14 protein-coding genes are annotated in these 17992 nt (G+C 65.2%); 7 read left to right on the top strand and 7 right to left on the bottom strand.

What is annotated here, in order from left to right:
- The 4 genes from ABIV12_RS10270 to ispA form a co-directional block, all read left to right on the top strand.
- On the top strand, positions 1-462 hold a 462-nt coding region (locus tag ABIV12_RS10270; RefSeq protein WP_348058903.1), incomplete at its 5' end, for a zinc-binding dehydrogenase.
- A 16-nt stretch (positions 463-478) separates the two neighbouring features.
- Positions 479-1819, top strand: coding sequence for a tRNA lysidine(34) synthetase TilS (gene tilS, locus ABIV12_RS10265; protein ID WP_348058901.1), 1341 nt, complete (start codon positions 479-481; stop codon positions 1817-1819).
- A gap of 46 nt (positions 1820-1865) precedes the next feature.
- Positions 1866-2123 (top strand): exodeoxyribonuclease VII small subunit, encoded by a 258-nt coding sequence (locus ABIV12_RS10260; RefSeq protein ID WP_348058899.1) that lies wholly within the window; start codon positions 1866-1868, stop codon positions 2121-2123.
- An 8-nt stretch (positions 2124-2131) separates the two neighbouring features.
- Positions 2132-3016 carry a (2E,6E)-farnesyl diphosphate synthase gene (gene ispA / locus ABIV12_RS10255; RefSeq protein ID WP_348058905.1) on the top strand — a complete coding sequence of 295 codons (885 nt, stop codon included), beginning with the start codon at positions 2132-2134 and terminating at the stop codon, positions 3014-3016.
- Positions 3017-3064: 48 nt separating this feature from the next.
- On the opposite strand, the gene ABIV12_RS10250 is transcribed toward ispA, so the two are convergent.
- Together ABIV12_RS10250 and pmbA are read right to left on the bottom strand one after the other, a co-directional pair.
- The gene (locus tag ABIV12_RS10250; protein ID WP_348058897.1) at positions 3065-3481 is read right to left on the bottom strand and encodes a DUF4870 domain-containing protein; all 417 of its coding nucleotides are present in this window, start codon (positions 3479-3481) and stop codon (positions 3065-3067) included.
- Positions 3482-3611: 130 nt separating this feature from the next.
- Complete coding sequence (pmbA, locus tag ABIV12_RS10245; protein ID WP_348058895.1) at positions 3612-4955, bottom strand: metalloprotease PmbA; 1344 nt, start codon at positions 4953-4955, stop codon at positions 3612-3614.
- 166 nt (positions 4956-5121) lie between these two features.
- Here pmbA and yjgA point away from each other — a divergent pair, with 166 nt between their 5' ends.
- Positions 5122-5637: a ribosome biogenesis factor YjgA gene (gene yjgA, locus ABIV12_RS10240; RefSeq protein WP_348058893.1), complete on the top strand. Its 516-nt coding sequence runs from the start codon at positions 5122-5124 to the stop codon at positions 5635-5637.
- Positions 5638-5661: 24 nt separating this feature from the next.
- Here the strand turns inward: yjgA and tldD are convergent, their stop codons facing one another.
- The 3 genes from tldD to rng form a co-directional block, all read right to left on the bottom strand.
- Positions 5662-7104 carry a metalloprotease TldD gene (gene tldD / locus ABIV12_RS10235; RefSeq protein WP_348058891.1) on the bottom strand — a complete coding sequence of 481 codons (1443 nt, stop codon included), beginning with the start codon at positions 7102-7104 and terminating at the stop codon, positions 5662-5664.
- Positions 7105-7265: 161 nt separating this feature from the next.
- Positions 7266-11189: a YhdP family protein gene (locus tag ABIV12_RS10230; protein WP_348058889.1), complete on the bottom strand. Its 3924-nt coding sequence runs from the start codon at positions 11187-11189 to the stop codon at positions 7266-7268.
- 24 nt (positions 11190-11213) lie between these two features.
- Positions 11214-12698: a ribonuclease G gene (gene rng / locus ABIV12_RS10225; protein WP_348058887.1), complete on the bottom strand. Its 1485-nt coding sequence runs from the start codon at positions 12696-12698 to the stop codon at positions 11214-11216.
- Between the two features lie 170 nt (positions 12699-12868).
- On the opposite strand from rng, the gene ABIV12_RS10220 reads away from it, so the two are divergent.
- A complete protein-coding gene (locus ABIV12_RS10220) occupies positions 12869-15238 on the top strand; it encodes a winged helix-turn-helix domain-containing protein (protein WP_348058885.1) in 2370 nt (789 codons plus the stop codon).
- A gap of 102 nt (positions 15239-15340) precedes the next feature.
- On the top strand, positions 15341-15814 hold the full coding sequence (locus tag ABIV12_RS10215; RefSeq protein ID WP_348058883.1) for a hypothetical protein: 474 nt from the start codon (positions 15341-15343) through the stop codon (positions 15812-15814).
- Here the strand turns inward: ABIV12_RS10215 and ABIV12_RS10210 are convergent.
- The gene (locus ABIV12_RS10210) at positions 15811-16389 is read right to left on the bottom strand and encodes a Maf family protein (protein WP_348058881.1); all 579 of its coding nucleotides are present in this window, start codon (positions 16387-16389) and stop codon (positions 15811-15813) included. The two genes, ABIV12_RS10215 and ABIV12_RS10210, sit on opposite strands and share 4 nt — an antisense overlap.
- Positions 16390-16537: 148 nt before the next feature.
- A partial coding sequence (locus ABIV12_RS10205; protein ID WP_348058879.1) for an enterotoxin occupies positions 16538-17992 on the bottom strand: 1455 nt, incomplete at its 5' end.

The raw sequence follows: 17992 nt of genomic DNA, 5'->3' as shown, positions 1-17992 counted from the left end.
GCGCGCAACGTGGTCGTCACGGACGTCAACGACTATCGCCTCAAGCTCGCCGCCGACATGGGCGCGACGCGCGTGGTCAACGTGTCCAAGCAGTCGGTGAAGGAAGTGGTCAAGGACCTTCACATGGAAGGCTTCGACGTCGGCCTCGAGATGAGCGGCAACCCGCGGGCGTTCAACGACATGCTCGACTGCATGTACCACGGCGGCAAGGTTGCGCTGCTCGGAATCCTGCCAAACGGTGCCGGCATCGATTGGGAAAAAGTGATCTTCAAGGGCCTCACCCTGCACGGCATCTACGGCCGTCGCATGTATGAGACGTGGTATAAAATGACGCAAATGGTATTGACCGGCTTTCCGTTGCAGAAAGTCCTCACGCACCAGATCCACATCGACGATTTCCAGAAAGGGTTCGACCTGATGGAAGCCGGCAATTGCGGCAAGGTCGTGTGTTCCTGGAACTGACTTCAGCTGCAGGACGATGCCGACCCATCGAATCACCGACCTGCTCGAAGCCGACCTCGCCACGTTGCCGCCGGGGCCGATTCTCGTCGCATTCAGCGGCGGGCTCGATTCGGCGGCGTTGCTGCACGCGCTGTCCCGGTTGGACAGCGCGCGCGCGCGCGGGTTGCGAGCGGTGCACGTCGATCACGGCATTCACGACGACAGCGCGCAGTGGGCTCAGCGCTGCCGGGAATTCGCCGATGACTGCAACGTGCAGATCGATGTCTGTGCGATCGAGGTCTTGCGAACCCGCGGACTGGGTCTCGAAGCCAGTGCCCGGCGCGCGCGCTACGGAGAGATCGAACGGCTGATGACGTCGGGCGAAATCCTCGCCCTCGCCCACCACCGCGATGACCAGGCGGAAACGGTGCTGCTCAAACTGTTGCGCGGCGCAGGGCCGGAAGGAATCGGCGCCATGCGCCCGCTGCGCCGCCTTGGGCCTGGGCTCGCGTGGCGACCGTTGCTTGGCTTGCCACGCGCGGCCCTGCGCGAGTATGCCGAACAACACAGGATCCGATGGATCACCGATCCCAGCAACGCGGATCCGAGCATCGATCGCAATTTTCTGCGCATGCAGGTGATGCCACGCATCATGTCGCGTTGGCCCGAAGCCGAGGCGAGCATTGCGCAGAGCGCGACGTGGGCGCGCGCAGCAGCAGAATTCATCGAGGTTGAAGCCGACCGCGCTCTCGCTCGCCTGCAGGGGCTTGACCCGGCAACCCTCCATTTCCGTGACTGGCTCGACATGCCGCAGGCGCTGAGGGATCCGATCCTGCGACGCTGGTTGCGCACGCTCGATCTGCCGGAGCCGACGCACTACCAGGCGGCGGAACTGGTTCGCCAACTCGCGGAAGCCGGCGAGGATCGTCAGCCATGCGTCCGCTGGCCGGGTGCCGAGGTACGCAGGTATCGCGAACTGCTGCATGCATTGCCGCCACTGCAGGTGCCGCCATTCGATTGGGTGTCCGCATTCGACGGAGGCGTGCTCGCCTTGCCGATGAACCTCGGCACCTTGCGCCTCGTCGACGCCGAACGCCGTTGCGCGATCGTGACGGACGACTTGCACGTTCGATTCCGCCGTGGCGGCGAAAGCCTGCGCCTGGACGCGGGCGGACACACCCGCGAACTGCGCGACCTGTTCCAGGAAGCGGGAATCCCACCTTGGCAGCGGGGCCGTCTTCCGCTGGTCTTCGAGCGCGACGGTGGCCTGCTTGCCGTCGCCGACCTGTGGGTCAGCGAGGCTGGCTTCGCGCTGTTCGGCGCGCGTGGCGCACGGCTCGAATGGAGCCTCGGCAAGCCGACGGCCGCGGCGGCATGAGCGTCGACATTGATCTCGCCGCCGTGCTGGGTTAGCGTTCGCGCCCATGCCCGTCGCCAAAGCCACTGAAAAGACCCACCCGGTCGCCGAGTTCGAGCAGTCGCTCGACGAACTCGAGCAACTCGTCGTGCGCATGGAGAAGGGCGAACTCAGCCTCGACGATTCGCTGCAATCGTTCGAACGCGGGATCGCGCTCTACCGCAACTGCCAGGGCGCGCTCGACAGCGCGAAGCTGCGCGTCAACCAGTTGCTCGACCCGGCGATGCCCGACAGCGCCCGGCCTTTCGACCCCGATACGCCGTAAGCGTGGAGCTGGGACCTTCCCTGCTGGCGCTTTCCGCGCGCGCAGACGACGCTCTCGCGCGCGCGTTGCCATCGGCCGACCTTCCGCCCGTCGAACTGCATCGCGCGATGCGCTACGCCGTGCTCGGCGGCGGCAAGCGGCTACGGCCGCTGCTGGTCTATGCAACCGGGGCTGCGTTCGGCACCGCGCCTGAAACGCTCGATGTCGCGGCCGCTGCGGTCGAGATCATCCATGCCTATTCGCTGGTGCATGACGATCTTCCGGCGATGGACAACGACGCATTGAGACGCGGACGCCCAACCTGTCACATCGTGTTCGGCGATGCGATGGCCATCCTCGCCGGCGATGCGTTGCAGGCGCTTGCATTCGAAGTGCTGGCGGAGGATCCGCTGCTCGACATCGACGCCGGCACCCGTCTCGACATGCTGCGGACGCTTGCGACGGCCTGCGGTTCGCACGGCATGGCGGGCGGACAGGCGTTCGATCTGGCCGCGGTCGGGCAGATGCTGACTGCCGCCGAGCTCGAGCGCATGCACGTGCACAAAACCGGAGCGCTGATCCGCGCGTCGGTCCGCCTTGGCGCATTGGCGTCGGGCTGCAGCAACGCCGCCACGCTCGCGGCGCTGGAAACCTACGGCCATTCGATCGGTCTCGCGTTCCAGATTCGCGACGACCTGCTCGATATCGAGGCGGCCACCGAGCAGCTCGGCAAGACTGCGGGGAAAGATGTCGCGGCGAACAAGCCAACCTATCCGGCAATCCTTGGCATCGACGCGTCGCGCGCTGAACTAGAACGCCTCACGGCGGACGCGTTGGCGTCGATCGAACACTTCGGACCACGCGCCGAAGACCTGCGCAATCTGGCCAACTTCGTCGCTCAGCGCGCAAGCTGACCGATACGCAGCCGGCGCAAAGGCTGCGCCGGCTGCAAGGGCGTTCGGCTATTTCACCAGGCGCAGCGTGAACGGGTAACGATACGCCACGCCTTCGTTGGCCTTGATCGCCGCGATGACCGTGAAGACGATCCACGCAAGCCACAGGAGCACGCCGACCGGATAGGCGATGACCAATCCGATGCCCAGCGTGATGATCGAAAACAAGACCAGCGCGACGAAGGCGATCGCGACGGTGATGTTGTAGTTGAGCGCTTCCTTCGCCTGATCGGCTGCGAACGGCAACGTGTCCTTCTTGACCAGCCAGACAATCAGCGGTCCGACGATGCAGCCGATACCCGTGACGAATGCACTGAACGCCGACAGGTGGCCGATCATCGCCCACAGGCGCTCGTCGCTCGACTGCGCGACTGCAATGGACGGAGTCGGGGCCGGCGGGATGCTTGCAGTGTCGTTTTCGATCATGGAGGATCTCCGATGGATGACGGGGGCACTGTCTCGCGTTGACAACGGTGCGTCAACGGAGGGAAGTCAGGGTGTCGTCCCGCACCTTGCAACACGCGCGCGGCGATCGCATATGCATGCCTTCGCCGCATCACTCGCCAGCGATGGTCATCCGATCGAGCAGGATCGAACCCGTCAGGATGTGCGATCGCGGATCGACATCGCTGCCGACCGCAGCGATGTTCAAAAACATGTCGCGCAGGTTCGCCGCGATCGTGATCTCCTCCACCGGATACGCGATGTCGCCGTTCTCGACCCAGAAACCGCTCGCGCCCCGCGAGTAGTCACCGGTGATCAGCGACACGCCCTGGCCCATCAATTCGGTGACGACCAGACCGGTGTGCATCTGCTTGACGAGACCCGCGAAATTCTGGGACCCCGGCGTCACGATGACGTTGTGGATGCCGCCTGCGTTGCCGGTCGACTGCAGCCCGAGCTTGCGCGCCGAATAGCTGCCGAGGATGTAACGCGCCACCACGCCATCGGCCACGAGGTCGGAATCGCGTGTCGCGACCCCTTCGCCGTCGAACGCGGTCGAGCCGTGTCCGCGGGGAATGCGGGGGCGCTCGACGATCTGCATCCATTCGGGAAACACGCGCTTGCCGACATGCTCGGCGAGGAACGTCGCTTTGCGGTACAACGCGCCACCGCTCACCGCCGACAGGTAGTTGCCGATCAAGCCGCGCGCGACTTCGGGGACGAACAGGATCGGAGCGTCGCGCGTCGACAGGCTGCGAGCGCCGAGACGCGATACCGTGCGTTCGGCAGCCTTGCGCCCGAGCGCTGTCGCATCGCCGAAATCGCCGGCAGCACGGACGCTGTCGTAGGCGTAGTCGCGCTGCATGCCCTTCTCGTCCTCGGCAATCACCGCAACGGAGAGCGAGTGATGCGTACCGCGTTCGGTGCCGGTGAAGCCGAGCGAATTGGCATACGCGGTCATCGATGCGCTGACCTGCACCGATGCACCGTCGGAATTGTCGATGCGCGGATCGTACGAGCGGGCGGCATCCTCGATTTCGATCCCGAGCTGGATCGCTTCTTCGGGCGTGATGTCCCACGGATGCCACAGGTCCAGATCCGGGATGTCTTTCGCCAGCAACGCCGGATCCGGCAGGCCGCTCGCCGGGTCTTCCTCGGTGTAGCGCGCGATCGCGCAGGCATGCTCGACTGTCTGCTCGATCGACGCAGGATCGAGATCAGCCGTGCTGGCCGAGCCTTTGCGCTTGCCGAAATACACCGTCAGCGACACTCCGCGGTCGCGCGTGCGCTCGACCGTTTCGACTTCGCCGAGGCGCACGCCCACGCTCAAGCCCAGATCGATGCTCGCGGCGACATCCGACTCGCTCGCACCCTTTGCGCGGCAGCGCGCAATCACGTCCTCGGCAATCTGTGCGAGACGGTCGAGATCGGCGGAGCCGGTGTCGCGTGTGGTCATTGCTGCGTTCAAGTCCTATCCTTCATTCGTTCGGGCATGTTGCAGACGAACTGCCGCCCCCATCGTGTCCGCCATTCCCGCAAAAGCGCGACTGGCGTCCCGTTCCGACCGCACGAGAGACTCCCGCTTTTGCGGCACTGACGACCCCAAAAAGTTCCAATCCACCATGATGCAAGAAGACGAATCCGCGGACGAGAGCCTCGAGCCGAGCCGCAGCCAGCTGCGACGTGAAGCGCTCGATATCTTCAAGCTGGCCGAATCGCTCGCCGCGCTTGGCGAAGCGGCTCTGGCGCGCGTTCCGCTTCCCGACGACGTGCGTATCGAGGTGGAGCGCGCGCGCGCTGTCACTTCGCACATCGCGCACAAGCGGCAGACGCAGTATCTCGCGAAGCAACTGCGCCATCTCGATGACGAAGAAATCGAACCAATCCGACGCGCACTCGCCCACGATCGCGAGAAAGCGCACGTCGAGACGGCCGGGATGCATCGGGTCGAAAGCTGGCGCGAGCGCCTGCTCGCCGAGGGTGACGAAGCGCTGGCGGAATTCATTGGAGCGCACCCGTCGGCTGATCGACAGCAGTTGCGCACCCTTGTCCGCAATGCACTCGCCGAGCGCAAGGCGAACAAGCCGCCGCACGCGTTTCGCGAGCTTTTTCGCGCGGTGCGCGAACTCCTCGGCTGACGAAGCCGCGGCCGATCTGCGCCGTCAAGCCGCCGTCCCGCCCACGGTCATCGAGTCGATGCGAAGGGTCGGTTGGCCGACACCGACCGGCACGCTCTGGCCGTCCTTGCCGCACACGCCGACGCCCTCGTCGAGCTTCAGGTCGTTGCCGATCATCGATACGCGCTTGAGCACTTCGGCGCCCGAACCAATCAACGTGGCACCCTTCACCGGGTGGGTGATCTTGCCGTCCTCGATGAGGTACGCCTCGCTGGCGGAGAAGGTGAATTTCCCATTCGTGATGTCGACCTGGCCGCCGCCGAAATTGACCGCGTAGAGGCCGCGCTTCACCGATGCGATGATCTCGCCCGGATCGCGCTTCCCGGGCAGCATGTACGTGTTGGTCATGCGTGGCATCGGCAAATGCGCGAACGACTCGCGTCGGCCATTCCCGGTGGGTTTCAAACCCATCAGCCCGGCGTTGAGCTTGTCCTGCATGTAGCCCTTCATCACGCCGTTCTCGACCAGCACGGTGCAGCTTGTCGGCGTGCCTTCATCGTCGATGCTGAGCGAGCCACGACGATTGGCGAGCGTGCCGTCGTCGACGACGGTGACGCCGTCGGCGGCCACTTTTTCGCCCATCATCCCGGCGAACGCGGAGGTTTCCTTGCGATTGAAATCACCCTCGAAACCGTGACCGATCGCCTCGTGCAGCAACACGCCCGGCCAGCCAGGGCCAAGCACCACCGGCATCGTTCCCGCAGGAGCCGGCACCGATTCGAGATTGACAAGCGCAACGCGCACAGCTTCGCGCGCAAACGCATGGGCCCGACCATTTTCCAGCAGTTCGGGCAGTCCGTAGCGCCCGCCACCGCCGCTGCTGCCCGTCTCACGCCGCCCGTTCTGCTCGGCGATCACCTGCACGTTGAGGCGCACAAGCGGGCGCACGTCGGCGGCGAGCGTTCCATCCGAGTGCGCAATCAGCACGGTGTCGAGCGTCGCGGCGAGACTGACGATGACCTGCTTCACGCGCGGATCGGCCGCGCGGCAGGCCGCGTCGACTTCGCGCAGCACCGCGATCTTTGCTTCATTGGGCAATGTGTCGATCGGATCGATCGCGGGATACAGCGCGCGGCCGGTGGCAATCGCCAGCGGCTTGCCGACGCCCTTGCTCCCCGCCTGCGCGATCGCGCGCGCGGATCCCGCCGCTTCGAGCAGAGCCGGCAACACGATTTCGTCGGAATAGGCGAACCCGGCCTTCTCACCGGACAACGCGCGAACGCCGACGCCCTGCTCGATCGAGTGCGAACCGTCCTTGACGATGCCGTCCTCGAACATCCACGACTCGCTGCGCGAATGCTGGAAGTAGAGGTCTGCCGCGTCGATCGACGGTCCCATCAATCGCGAAAAGATGCCATCGAGATCGCCAGCGGCGAGGCCGCCTGGACGCAGGAGTCGATGTTCGGCTTGGGTGATGAGGTCGGTCATGATTGCAGACGGGATTCGGGAATGGGAATTGGACAATCGAACGATCGGTTTCGCATCGGCGTGAGCGTCCACGCGGCCGGTGCAAAAGCGATCCTGCGACTATGCACGAAAGTGGGGTCTGACACGCTTGCTCGCAAGCACGCACGGGCCTTGAGCGGGACTCAGGGTTGGCGCACACCGTCGGGCGCGTCCTCGCTCGCTCCCGGTTCAGTCGGTGAGTCTGTTGCAGGTTCGACCTGCTTCTTGCCGACACCCGGGTTGCTGCTCCCCGGGCGCGGCCTTTCCGCCGGTTTTTCGCGACCCATCAACGTGATCTTCGGCTTGTCCCATGATCCCGTGACCTGATAGCGCGAGCCGACCGCTTTGCCGAGCGGCTTGTTCAGGATGCCCTGGATCACCAGGCCGGCGGCCGCGCCGACCGGGCCGGCGGCGAGCGCGCCGACAACCGGAAGCGTGGATCCCGCGTGCGGAACGACGACCATGACCTGATCGTAATCCTTCGTCCGAAGCCCGGTGCGTCCCTTGACCGTGATTTCGGCGGCCGGGCTCTTGATCGTCAAGTCATCGGTGACTGCGTTGCCGGAACCCAGGCGGAACGTGCCGGTGATCGAGTTGAAGCTCAGCCCTTTCTGCGTGAAATCGCTGAAATCGAGGCTCAGCCGACGGCGGATTTCGCCGAGCGAGAACAGGCCGAAGAAGCGTCCCGCACCCGGCTCCACGTCGAGGATTCGGCCCTCGGCGACATCGACCGCAAGCGTGCCGTCGAGCTTCGGCAACGCGAATGCGGACGGCGAGCCCGGCCACGCGGCGTCGATGGTGGCGCGCGTGGTGCCGCCATCGATCAGGCCGGGGAACCCGAGCGCATCCATCATCTTTCCGAGGTTTTGCGCGTCCAGCTCGATCGTCATGCGCGAATGGTTGTCGCGTGCGCTCCCGGTCCACTCGCCACTTGCGCTCATGCTGATGTTCGGCGAATGCGAAGTCAGCGTCTGGATCTTCATTCCGTTGGTCATCGGCTGACTGACGAATTGTGCGGAACCGAAATTTGCGGTGCCGAGCTTGAAGTCACCGACGTTGATGCGCAGCGGCGGGAGCGACGCCGGCGCAACATTGGCAAACGCGCTCGAATCGACCGCATCGGGTGGGGCTTCGGGCCAGTGGATGCGATCGAACGTCGCCTCGACTCCGCGGCCAACCGCGTTGCCTTTCGGAATTTGCAGGCTGCCGGCAATCGCTGCGCTGTCGAGACGGATCGAGGTCGCCGATGCGTCGCCGCCGACGCTCACGTGCATCGCATCGAAATGACGGTCGGCGAACATGAAATCGTCGGCGGTCACATCGATGCTCTCGACGATGCCGCCCGTGGTGCCTCCGGCGTCACGCTCAACCAGGTCGATCCACGCACCCGCGTCGAGCACTGCCATCCGCCCTCCGACCTCCACGCCCTGCGCGGGCGGATCGCCGACCTTGCCGGGCCCGAAACCGATGCGTGCGGCGAACGGTCGAGTGCCTCTGGAGAGGCGTCCGTTGACCGCAACGACATCGCCGAGCGTCGCATCGAACGACTGGCCTTCGTACGGAAGATCGAGTCCGAAACGGAACGGCAGCGCCTTTCCGGCCTCCTTCGCCATGGGCGCCGGCAGGTCGAACGCAATGCCGCGCAAGTCACTCTCGAGCTGCAAGCGCGCCTGCGCGCCAGCGCTGGTCGATTCATCGACTCCGACGCGAACGGTCCATTGCGCTTCGCCGGGAAACTTTGCCATTGCGGGAAGCAGCGCGGGCACATCGGCAAACACGGTGGCAGTCGGGAAGCGCCCCGTCAGGCTCGCTTCGAAGGCATGCCGCGGATCGGTGACATCGCTGCCGATCGCGAGCGACAGCGTCGCCTTGCGATCGCGGAATTGCACATCGAGCGCGTCGGCGGCAAAACCCGTCTGGTTGAAGCGCATGTGTCCGTTTGTTTCGGTGAAATGCAGGTTGTAGGCGGTGTCGTCGATCTTCGCGTCGGCCAGATCGATCCCGCCGTCGACGGTCAGGTTCTCGATCTGCTTGATCGGCATGTTGAGGGCGAAGGCCACCTTGCCGCGGCCGGTGATCGCGATGTCCTTCAACTGTTCCTGGCGGCGTTTGCCGATCGGGGTCGCGCGGAGGAACGCGAGAAGGTTCGCTCCCGTGCCCTCGCCTTTCGCCGAGACATCAAGGATCAGCGGACCGAAGTCCTCGATCGATGCGTGCGCCTCGCCGACCTTGTTTCCCATCGTCTCGAGCGAATCGGCGTCGAGCCACAACCCGTCATTGATGAAGGTGACGACCGCGTTCAATTTCTCGGCGCGTGGCCATGACGAATCGTAGTCCAGCGTCATGTCGGACAATCCTGCGCGCGCCACCATCCGTCCGGAAAGATCATGGAAAGGCCACCCCGACAGGTCGCCCTGCAGCGCAATGCGACCGTCGACCACCTGCCCCGCGACGAGCGCGCGATCGAGCCACGAGACGGCCTTGGCCGACATGTTGGTCATCGGCCAGAACAGCTTTGCGGAAACGACATCGGCGTGACCCAGAGCGGCATACAGCTCGACGTCCGGCGCCTTCCCTTGCGACAGGTCGAGATGCCCACGCGCCTCGCCACCGAATCCCTCGCCTTCGAAGCCGATCCGGTCGATGCCCACTCGCCACGCGTCGTCGACGCGAAACGCGACCACGTCGCCGCCGAATGCGCTGAACAGAAACGGTTTGCGGAACACGCGCGGATAGTCGACGCGAATCGCCTGTTGCGGAATGTCCAGCAGAGTCGCCTGAGCATCGCCGTGCACAGCCAGATCGATCGGTTCGATGCCGGGCACCGTGGTCGCACTGGACATTCCGAACGCGCGAATATCCGTGTTGACGTCGTAATCGGACGCGCCGGCCCAACGCAGGCTGCCGTTGGAAAGCGTCCCGTGCGGATGCGCAAGGTAGAGCCAGTGACGGAGCGCGACGGACACGCGATCGCTCAGCATCGCAAGCTCGCCGAATGGCTGCAGTGGCAATGCGTCGGCACCGACGCGATACACCGGCGCCTGCGCGGAGCCGCGCTGCTCGACCGACAGTCGGGCGGGCTGCTGCGCGACCCCTCGATCGGCGACGAAATCGGCAACATCGAACGTCCATCCCTGATCTTCGCGCAGCCAGCGCGCAACAAACGCCAGATGATCGAATGACGTACGCGGCACGATTGTCGCCGCGGCGTCGACATCGACTGTCGACGCACCCGAGAAGCGCGCGTCGTGCAGGTCGACGCGAAGCCGCACGTCATCGGGTCGTCCGGCAGCCACATGCGCCCACAGCTGCACCGCGCCGCGGCCGGCATCGATCCGCACGCCCGCGGGCGTCTGCTCCGCAGCGAGGCGCTGGATGTCGACATCGCGCCCTCCGAGATAGATCTGCCCGGAACGCGCGTTGACGTCGAGATCGGCGACCAGTTCGAGAGGCGGCATGTCCGAGTCGGGTAGCCGCACGCGACCGAGCACACGCGTGACTTCGCCACGATTGAGGACGCGCAACACCGGCGCTTCGAGCGACAGGTGCACGTTGCGTTCGTCGTCCTCGATGCGGAGTTTGAGATGGCTGATCTCGAGCGCGCCAAGCGCTCCCATCGAGAAGGGTTCGTCGGTTTTCGACGACGCACCGAGGTCGATGTCCCGCACGTGCCACGCCTCGCCCTCACGCACCAGTTTCAATTCGACATCAGCGAGGCGAAATTCGCTCACCGCACGGTTGCGAAGAAACAGTGCGTAGAGATCGAACGCGAGTTCTGCACGCGGAATCAGGAAACCGCGATCACTTGCTTCACCGCCGATGCGCACGTTGTCCAACGCAAGCAAAGGACCCCCGTCGACCCAGCTTCCGTCGAGACGCTCGATCGTGACCGGACGCTCGATTCGGGCAGACAGCCACTGCGCGACGCGATCGGGATGGCGCTCCAGCCACGGCATCGCGAGCTGGGTCAGCCCGGCGAGAACGCCGAGCACGATTACGAGCGTTGCTCCCGCAGCCAGCAGCGCGAAGCGCAGCCGGCGCAGGAACACGCGCAAGGGTGATGTCACACCGCCTCCGGCCCGCAACGCCGGCTACAACAGCACGACATCGTACTGTTCCTGGGAGTAGTGCTCCTCTGGCTGGAAACGGATCGTCTTGCCGATGAATTCCTCCAGCTCCGCCACTGCGACCGACTCCTCCTCGAGGATGCGGTTGACGACTTTCGTCGATGCGAGCACGAGCGTCTGATGCGCCTCGAACTGTCGCACCGCGCGGGTGATCTCGCGGAAGATTTCGTACGTGATCGTCTCGGCGGTCTTCATGCTGCCGCGCCCCGCGCAGGCCGGGCATGGCTCGCACAGTTGGCGTTCGAGGCTTTCGGTGGTGCGCTTGCGCGTCATCTCCACCAGCCCGAGAGGCGACATGTCGTAGACCGTCGCTTTCGCGTGATCGCGCGCCATCGACTTCTGCAACTGGCGAAGCACCTGTCGCTGATGCTCGGCGTCCTCCATGTCGATGAAGTCGATGATGATGATGCCGCCGAGATTGCGCAGCCGCAGCTGACGCGCAGTCGCCTGCGCTGCCTCGAGATTCGTGCGGAACACGGTTTCTTCGAGGTTGCGCGAACCCAGGAATCCACCCGTGTTGACGTCGATCGTGGTCATGGCCTCGGTCTGGTCGACGATCAGATAACCGCCGGATTTGAGCGGAACGTCCTTTCGCAGGGCTTTCTGGATTTCATCCTCGACCCCGTACAGGTCGAAGATCGGCCGCTCGCCTGTGTAATGTTCCACCCGATCCACCCACTCGGGCATGAACTGGGCGACGAACCGGTTGGCCCGATCGATCGTTTCGCGCGAATCGATGCGTACTTTCTCGATCGACGGGCGCATCAGGTCACGCATCGCGCGCAACGGCAGCGCCAGGTCCTCGTAGATCCGCTCACCGATGCGCGTCGCGGCGATGTTTTCCTGCACCGTCGCCCAGAGTTTGCCGAGGTAGTTCACGTCTTCGGCGAGCGAATCACGCGACTGGCCCTCGGCGTTGGTGCGAACGATGTAGCCGAGGCGCGTTTCGCCGAGCAGCTCGCCGAGCATCTCCTTCAGGCGCGTGCGTTCGGTTTCGTCCTCGATGCGTGCAGAGATGCCAAGCACCTTGCTGTAGGGCAGCAGCACGAGATAACGCGACGGAATGGACAAATGCGTCGTCAGCCGTGCGCCCTTCGTGCCGATCGGGTCCTTGACCACCTGGACGACGATCTCCTGGCCATCCCGCAGTAGCTCGTTGATCGGCGGAGTCGGCGTCGGCGTCGGGGCGGCTTCACCGTTCTCGCCCGTCAGGCTGACGTGCGGTCGCATGATGTCGGATGCATGCAGGAACGCCGCGCGATCGAGTCCGACTTCGACAAACGCCGCCTGCATTCCGGGCATCACGCGGCTGACCTTGCCCTTGTAGATGTTGCCGACATACCCGCGTCGGCTGGCGCGTTCGACATGGACCTCCTGCAGCATTCCGTTTTCGACCAGCGCGACCCTCGTTTCGCGCGGCGTGACGTTGATCAGGAGTTCCTCGGACATGAAAGCGGCGCGCAGCAGGGAGGGACGGAACTTATAGCCGCCGGGACGCGCAATTGTCGAATGTAAATCGTGCCGGCAACGCGCCCGAACCGCAGGGCGCCCTTCCGCCGGGCCGGCGCGGTGGCGGGATCGACTAGAATTGCACCTGATTCGATGTTCCGGAAACAGGCTTGTCCGTCCCCACGCGTTACCGCACCGGCGAATTCCTGATCGACCTCGACGCCCGCGAGATCCGTCACGGCGACGAACGCGTGGATCTGGAAGCCAAAGCCTTCGACCTGATCGCGCTGCTGCTGGCCGGTCGCGAACGCGCGTTGTCCAAACGCGAGCTCAACGACGCGCTGTGGCCGGACCGGCCGGTGACCGACGCGGCGCTGTCCCAGCAATTGCGCAAGGCCCGACGCGCACTCGGCGATGATGGCGACGCGCAGGCGGTGATCCGTACCGTGCACGGTCGCGGATTGCGCTGGGTGGCGCCAATCGAGTTGGTGGCTCCGGCCGGACTCTTGCCCGTTTCGACATCGCCATCGCCGCACGAGAGCCCCACTCCCGACGCGCAGGAACGTGCCCGCGTGCCGACCGGCAAGACGCGTGTACTGGTCGCTGCAGTGATGCTCGTTGCCGCTCTGGTCGTTGTCGCAGCCGTGTTCGCCTCGTATTCGTGGCGAGCGGGAATCGTCCCTGGTGCGGATCCACGCATCGCGGTGCTGCCGGTGGTCGACCTGACCGGCGATCCGGCGCTGGCGTGGACGAGCACCGGATTGATGGGCCTGATGGCGAGCCTTCTTGAACAACAGGGAGGGATCGAGGTGGTTCCTTCGCCCCAGGTGCTCGGCATGCATGCATCGGTGAACGCCAGCGATGCGGGCACGCTGCAACGGCAACGCACCGCACTCGGCGCCTCCCACGTGATCGTCGCGCAGCTGCGTCGGCTTGGGCCGATCTACCAACTCGAGATGAGACTCGTCGCGGGGGGTGGCGCGGAACGCCGCGAATCCCTGCATGGCAGCGATCCGGCATCGCTGGCGGCAGATGCTGTGGGCCGGGTGCGTCGCTGGATGTCCCTGCAGCCGCCGGCTCCCGCGGATGCGGCAGCGATCGGCGCCGCGGGGCCGTTCGTCTCCGAGGCCTACGCGCGCGGGCTCGATGCGCAATTGCGCGGTGCGGCCGCGGACGCGATCCGCTACTTCTCGATCTGCCTCGACCACGATCCCGACCTCGCATGGCCGCGCCTGGGCCTTGCCGCTGCGCAAGCGCAAAGCGGAGCGAGCGAACTGGCGGCGAAAAATGCAACGATCGTCGCTGCAGCCGCGCGTGAGCAGGGCGACGGCGAATTGCTGGTTCCCGCGTTGCGCCAGCTTGCCTCGCTGGCGTTCTTCCGCGGTGATCTCGACGAAGCAATGGTGCTGCTCGACGAGGCTCTCGGGCATGTGTCGGAGACCGAACATCCACTTGCGCTGGTCGACCTGCTGATTGCGTATGGGTCGATCGACGACGAACGTGGCAACAGCGCGAAGTCGCGCGATCAGTTCGAACGGGCACTGAAAATCGCACGCGCAAGCGCCAACCGGCGCGGCGAAGCCTCGGTGCTGGTCAATCTCGCCAGCCTCGACAATGCGGCCGGCAACGTCGCCGGTGCGTCGGCGGCGTTGCGCGCCGGTCTCGATGCGGCGCGCATCGCCGGCGACACCCATCTGGAACGCGCGACGCTCGGCAATCTCGGCGCGACCGAGGCCAACGAGGGACGACTGCTGACCGCGATCACCCTGCTGAAGCAATGCCTCGCGCTGGCGCGCGAAGCCCATGACAGAGACCTGCAAGCGCTCGCAACCAGTCAACTGGTCTGGGCGCTCGCACCGTTCGCCCGGACCAGCGTGGTCGAAGCGCTCGCGCACGGAATGCTTGATGCCGGTGAAAGCGCGCACAACCCGTACTGGCAGGCCGAAGCGGAGTCGGCGATGGCGGGCCTTGCCATGCGAGCGAAGGATTGGCCTCACGCACTGCGGTTCATCGAGAGCGCCCGCGCGCGCTATGCCACCGCGGGCATGACCCGCAGCGTCGGCGAAACCCTGTTGCAGACCGTCGATGCCGCCACCCAGGCGGGTAACCCCGGCGCGGCTCAATCGGCAGCCATCCAGCTCCGGGAACTCGCAGCGCGCGGCACCGACGCCACGTATTGGCGCACGTGGCTGCCCCTCGTCGATGCGCAGCTGCGGAGCGCCGCCGGTGAAGCGGCCGGCGCGACTGACGATCTCGCGCACGCCCTCGACCAGTTCCGCGGCGTCAATGGACCGGCCGCGCAGGCGAGCCTGTTCCAGCTCGGCCGATGGCAGATCGCGCTGGAGCGATCGAACGACCTGTTGGCGCGGCCGGAGTGGTCACGCTGGCTCGAACAGGATCCGGATGCGATCGTGCTGCGCATCGCCGCACTCCGCGCAACCGCGCGCATTGACGATGCCGATGCCGAGCAACGACGGCTGGACACCTTGCTCGCTGCCCCTGAACTGGCGATCGATTCAGCGTGGCTCGTGGCGTTCTGACGCCGACGTCACGCTTCCGTGGCAACCCGTCAAGATTCCGTCAAGACACGATGGGCCACGTCACGCTGCAATACGTGCCAACCCCTGACACCGGAGATCCGCATGCTGCTTCGCTTTGCCCTTGCAGGCTCGCTCGCCCTCGCCGCCAGTGTGGCCAGCGCCGAAATCGTCACGATCCGCTACAACTTTCCATCGCGTGCTGGCGTCGCATTCACTTACGGATACTTCGGCGCCGACCGCGGCCCGACGACCGGCACGATCCTGTCGACCACCCTTGTCGTGAACTACACGACCACCGACGACCTGGACGCGGCGGATTTCTATCTCACGTTCGACGTGCCGGTGACCGGTGCCCAGCAGGAACACATCGGGCTCACCGGCACCGACCTCGGCTGGTCGGGGCTGGGCACGTTCGAATACTCGTTCACCAACGACCTGTACAACGGCACGATCCGGGAAGGACGATTCGGCGCCGAGTTCAATGGTCAAGGGACTCTCACCGATTCGTACGTCGAGTTTGTCGTCGATGCGGATCCGATCGATCCCATCTACGCAGACAGTTTCGAAGAGCTCTAAGCGGGCACGTGCGCTGCGTCGAACAGACGCAGCAATCGGTCGGTTTCGTGCAGCGGCAATCCCATCACGCCCGAATAGCTTCCTTCCAGACGACGGATGAACGCCGCTGCCCGACCCTGGATCGCGTACGCGCCAGCCTTGCCGGTTGGCTCTCCGGTCGCGACGTACGCAGCGATCCGGTCGTCGGAGAGTTCGTCGAACGCGACAGTGGATTCGCAGCTCGCATGTTCTTCGCGTCCTGCGCTGACCGCCCACACCACCGACACCACGCGATGCGCGCGTCCTGACAACAGGCGCAGCATGCGCGCGGCATCCGTCGCGTCGACCGGTTTGCCGAAGACATCGTCGTCGAGCACCACCTCGGTGTCGGCACCGAGCACGATCGCGTCGCGTACGGTCACGACCTGCAGCAACCCGGCGCCCGCTTTCTCGCGCGCAACGCGGCTGACGTAGTCGAATGGCGGTTCATCGGGCAAGCGCTGTTCGGGCACGTCGACGTCGATCACGTCGAAATCGACGCCGAGCTGGCGCAGCAGTTCGCTGCGTCGGGGAGATCGGGATGCGAGGAAGATCATGGGCGGAATCGTGACAGACAAACCTGTGTTCGTGCACCACACGCGTTTGAACCGCTCTTGCCCGTGTCGTTGGACATTCGCAGGAGGTTAGGCGGCTGCTGCCCCGCTCCTTCGCAGTCGCACGTGCCATTCGTGTAGTCCGAGTCGCTCAATTCCTGCGCTGCTCGACCTTCGCCGCGTCGGGACGCAGATCCCACACCCGCACTTCGAACGGCGCCAGTTTCACCTTTTCGGTCTTTCCGGCAGCCAGTGCTAGCGGAGCATCTTCGGCGTAGGGCGACGTGGCCGCCCAGTTCTTCGCCGAGTCGGTTGGCAACTCCAGCGCGCGTGCCACATCCAGCGCAAACTCCTGCGGCTGGTCGCTCGGGTTGCGCAGCGACACGATGGCGTGGCCAGGACTCCACGATGCCCAACCATACACCTGCAGGCGCGCCGGATCGCCGCCGATCCAATGGGTATCACGCAGGGTCAGCGCATTCGCCCGCGCCCACTTCGCAGCCGCCGCGAGAACGTCCCAGTTCTTCGGCTTCAGCAGATCGGGCGATATGTACATTTCCTGCAGGCCTGTGCCGCTGGCGAAGTACGAGCGCACTTCGTCGGTGAAATCGTCGTGCGGGTCGGTGTCGAGGCCTTGCGCTTTTCGCGCATAGATGATGCCGTGGAGCATCAACGAGTTCAGCGGAAACAGCGGCCCCTGTCGCACGATGCCGCCGTAGGTGTCGGCGTCGCGATAGGTGATCCAGCGCTGGCGATTGCTGCCGACGCCGGCGAACGAATGATCCTCGCCGCCGCGCCAGATCGAGTCGGCCGTGCGCAGCCAGAACGGCGACGGCCAGGTGCCGGTGGTGAGATTGATGAAGAGGTCCGGCTTCACCTCGCGCAGGTCGTCGATCAGCGCGATCGCCGCCGCGAAGTCGCTGTCGAACTCGCTGCCCGGCGTGACCTTGTCGGGGCTGCCGGTCCCGTCGAGCTTGAACTGGTTGATGCCGAATTTTTTCAGCAGATTGAGCGCGGCATCGTGGAACAGCGGGTAGTACTTCCTGCCCGACAACGCGATGCCCTGGTCGTCGACCTCGTAGCCGCCGGCCTTCGCCGCAGCGAGACGTTCCTTGCGCGGCGGCCCGTAGCCGCCCCACGGTGACAACCACACGCCGGGCTCGGCGCCGGCCTTTTCGGCCGCTTCGCGCACCGGCGTGAAGCCGTTCGGAAAGTCCTTGCTGAATTGCCACAAGTGCGCGTGATCGTCCCAGCCGTCGTCGAACAGGAATGAATCCATCTTGACGCCGCGGTCCTTCACCAGTTGCCTGCCATAGGCGTTGATCACGTTGACCGCTTCGGCTTCGGTGTAGGGCGTGAAGTAGCCGATGTCGTACCACGAGTTGTAGTGCAGGAAGGTGCGAAACGGTGTCGCGCGTTCGCTTTCGAGATACGCCTGGAAGCCGCGGCGCAACTGGCCGCGCGGCACCACGCCGAGCACCGCCGAGTAGTCGGTGGCGACGCCGGCTCGCAACGGAAGCACGCGCTTCAGCGTGGCGCTGGCATGCCCGTCGATCGAGCGCGATACCGCCATCGGGTGCTCGAAGCCGAAGAAGCGCTCATCGGC

The organism is Dokdonella sp. (assembly GCF_039926425.1).
In the GTDB taxonomy this organism is placed as follows: domain Bacteria; phylum Pseudomonadota; class Gammaproteobacteria; order Xanthomonadales; family Rhodanobacteraceae; genus Dokdonella_A.
This window is presented reverse-complemented; position numbering and strand designations above follow the sequence as displayed.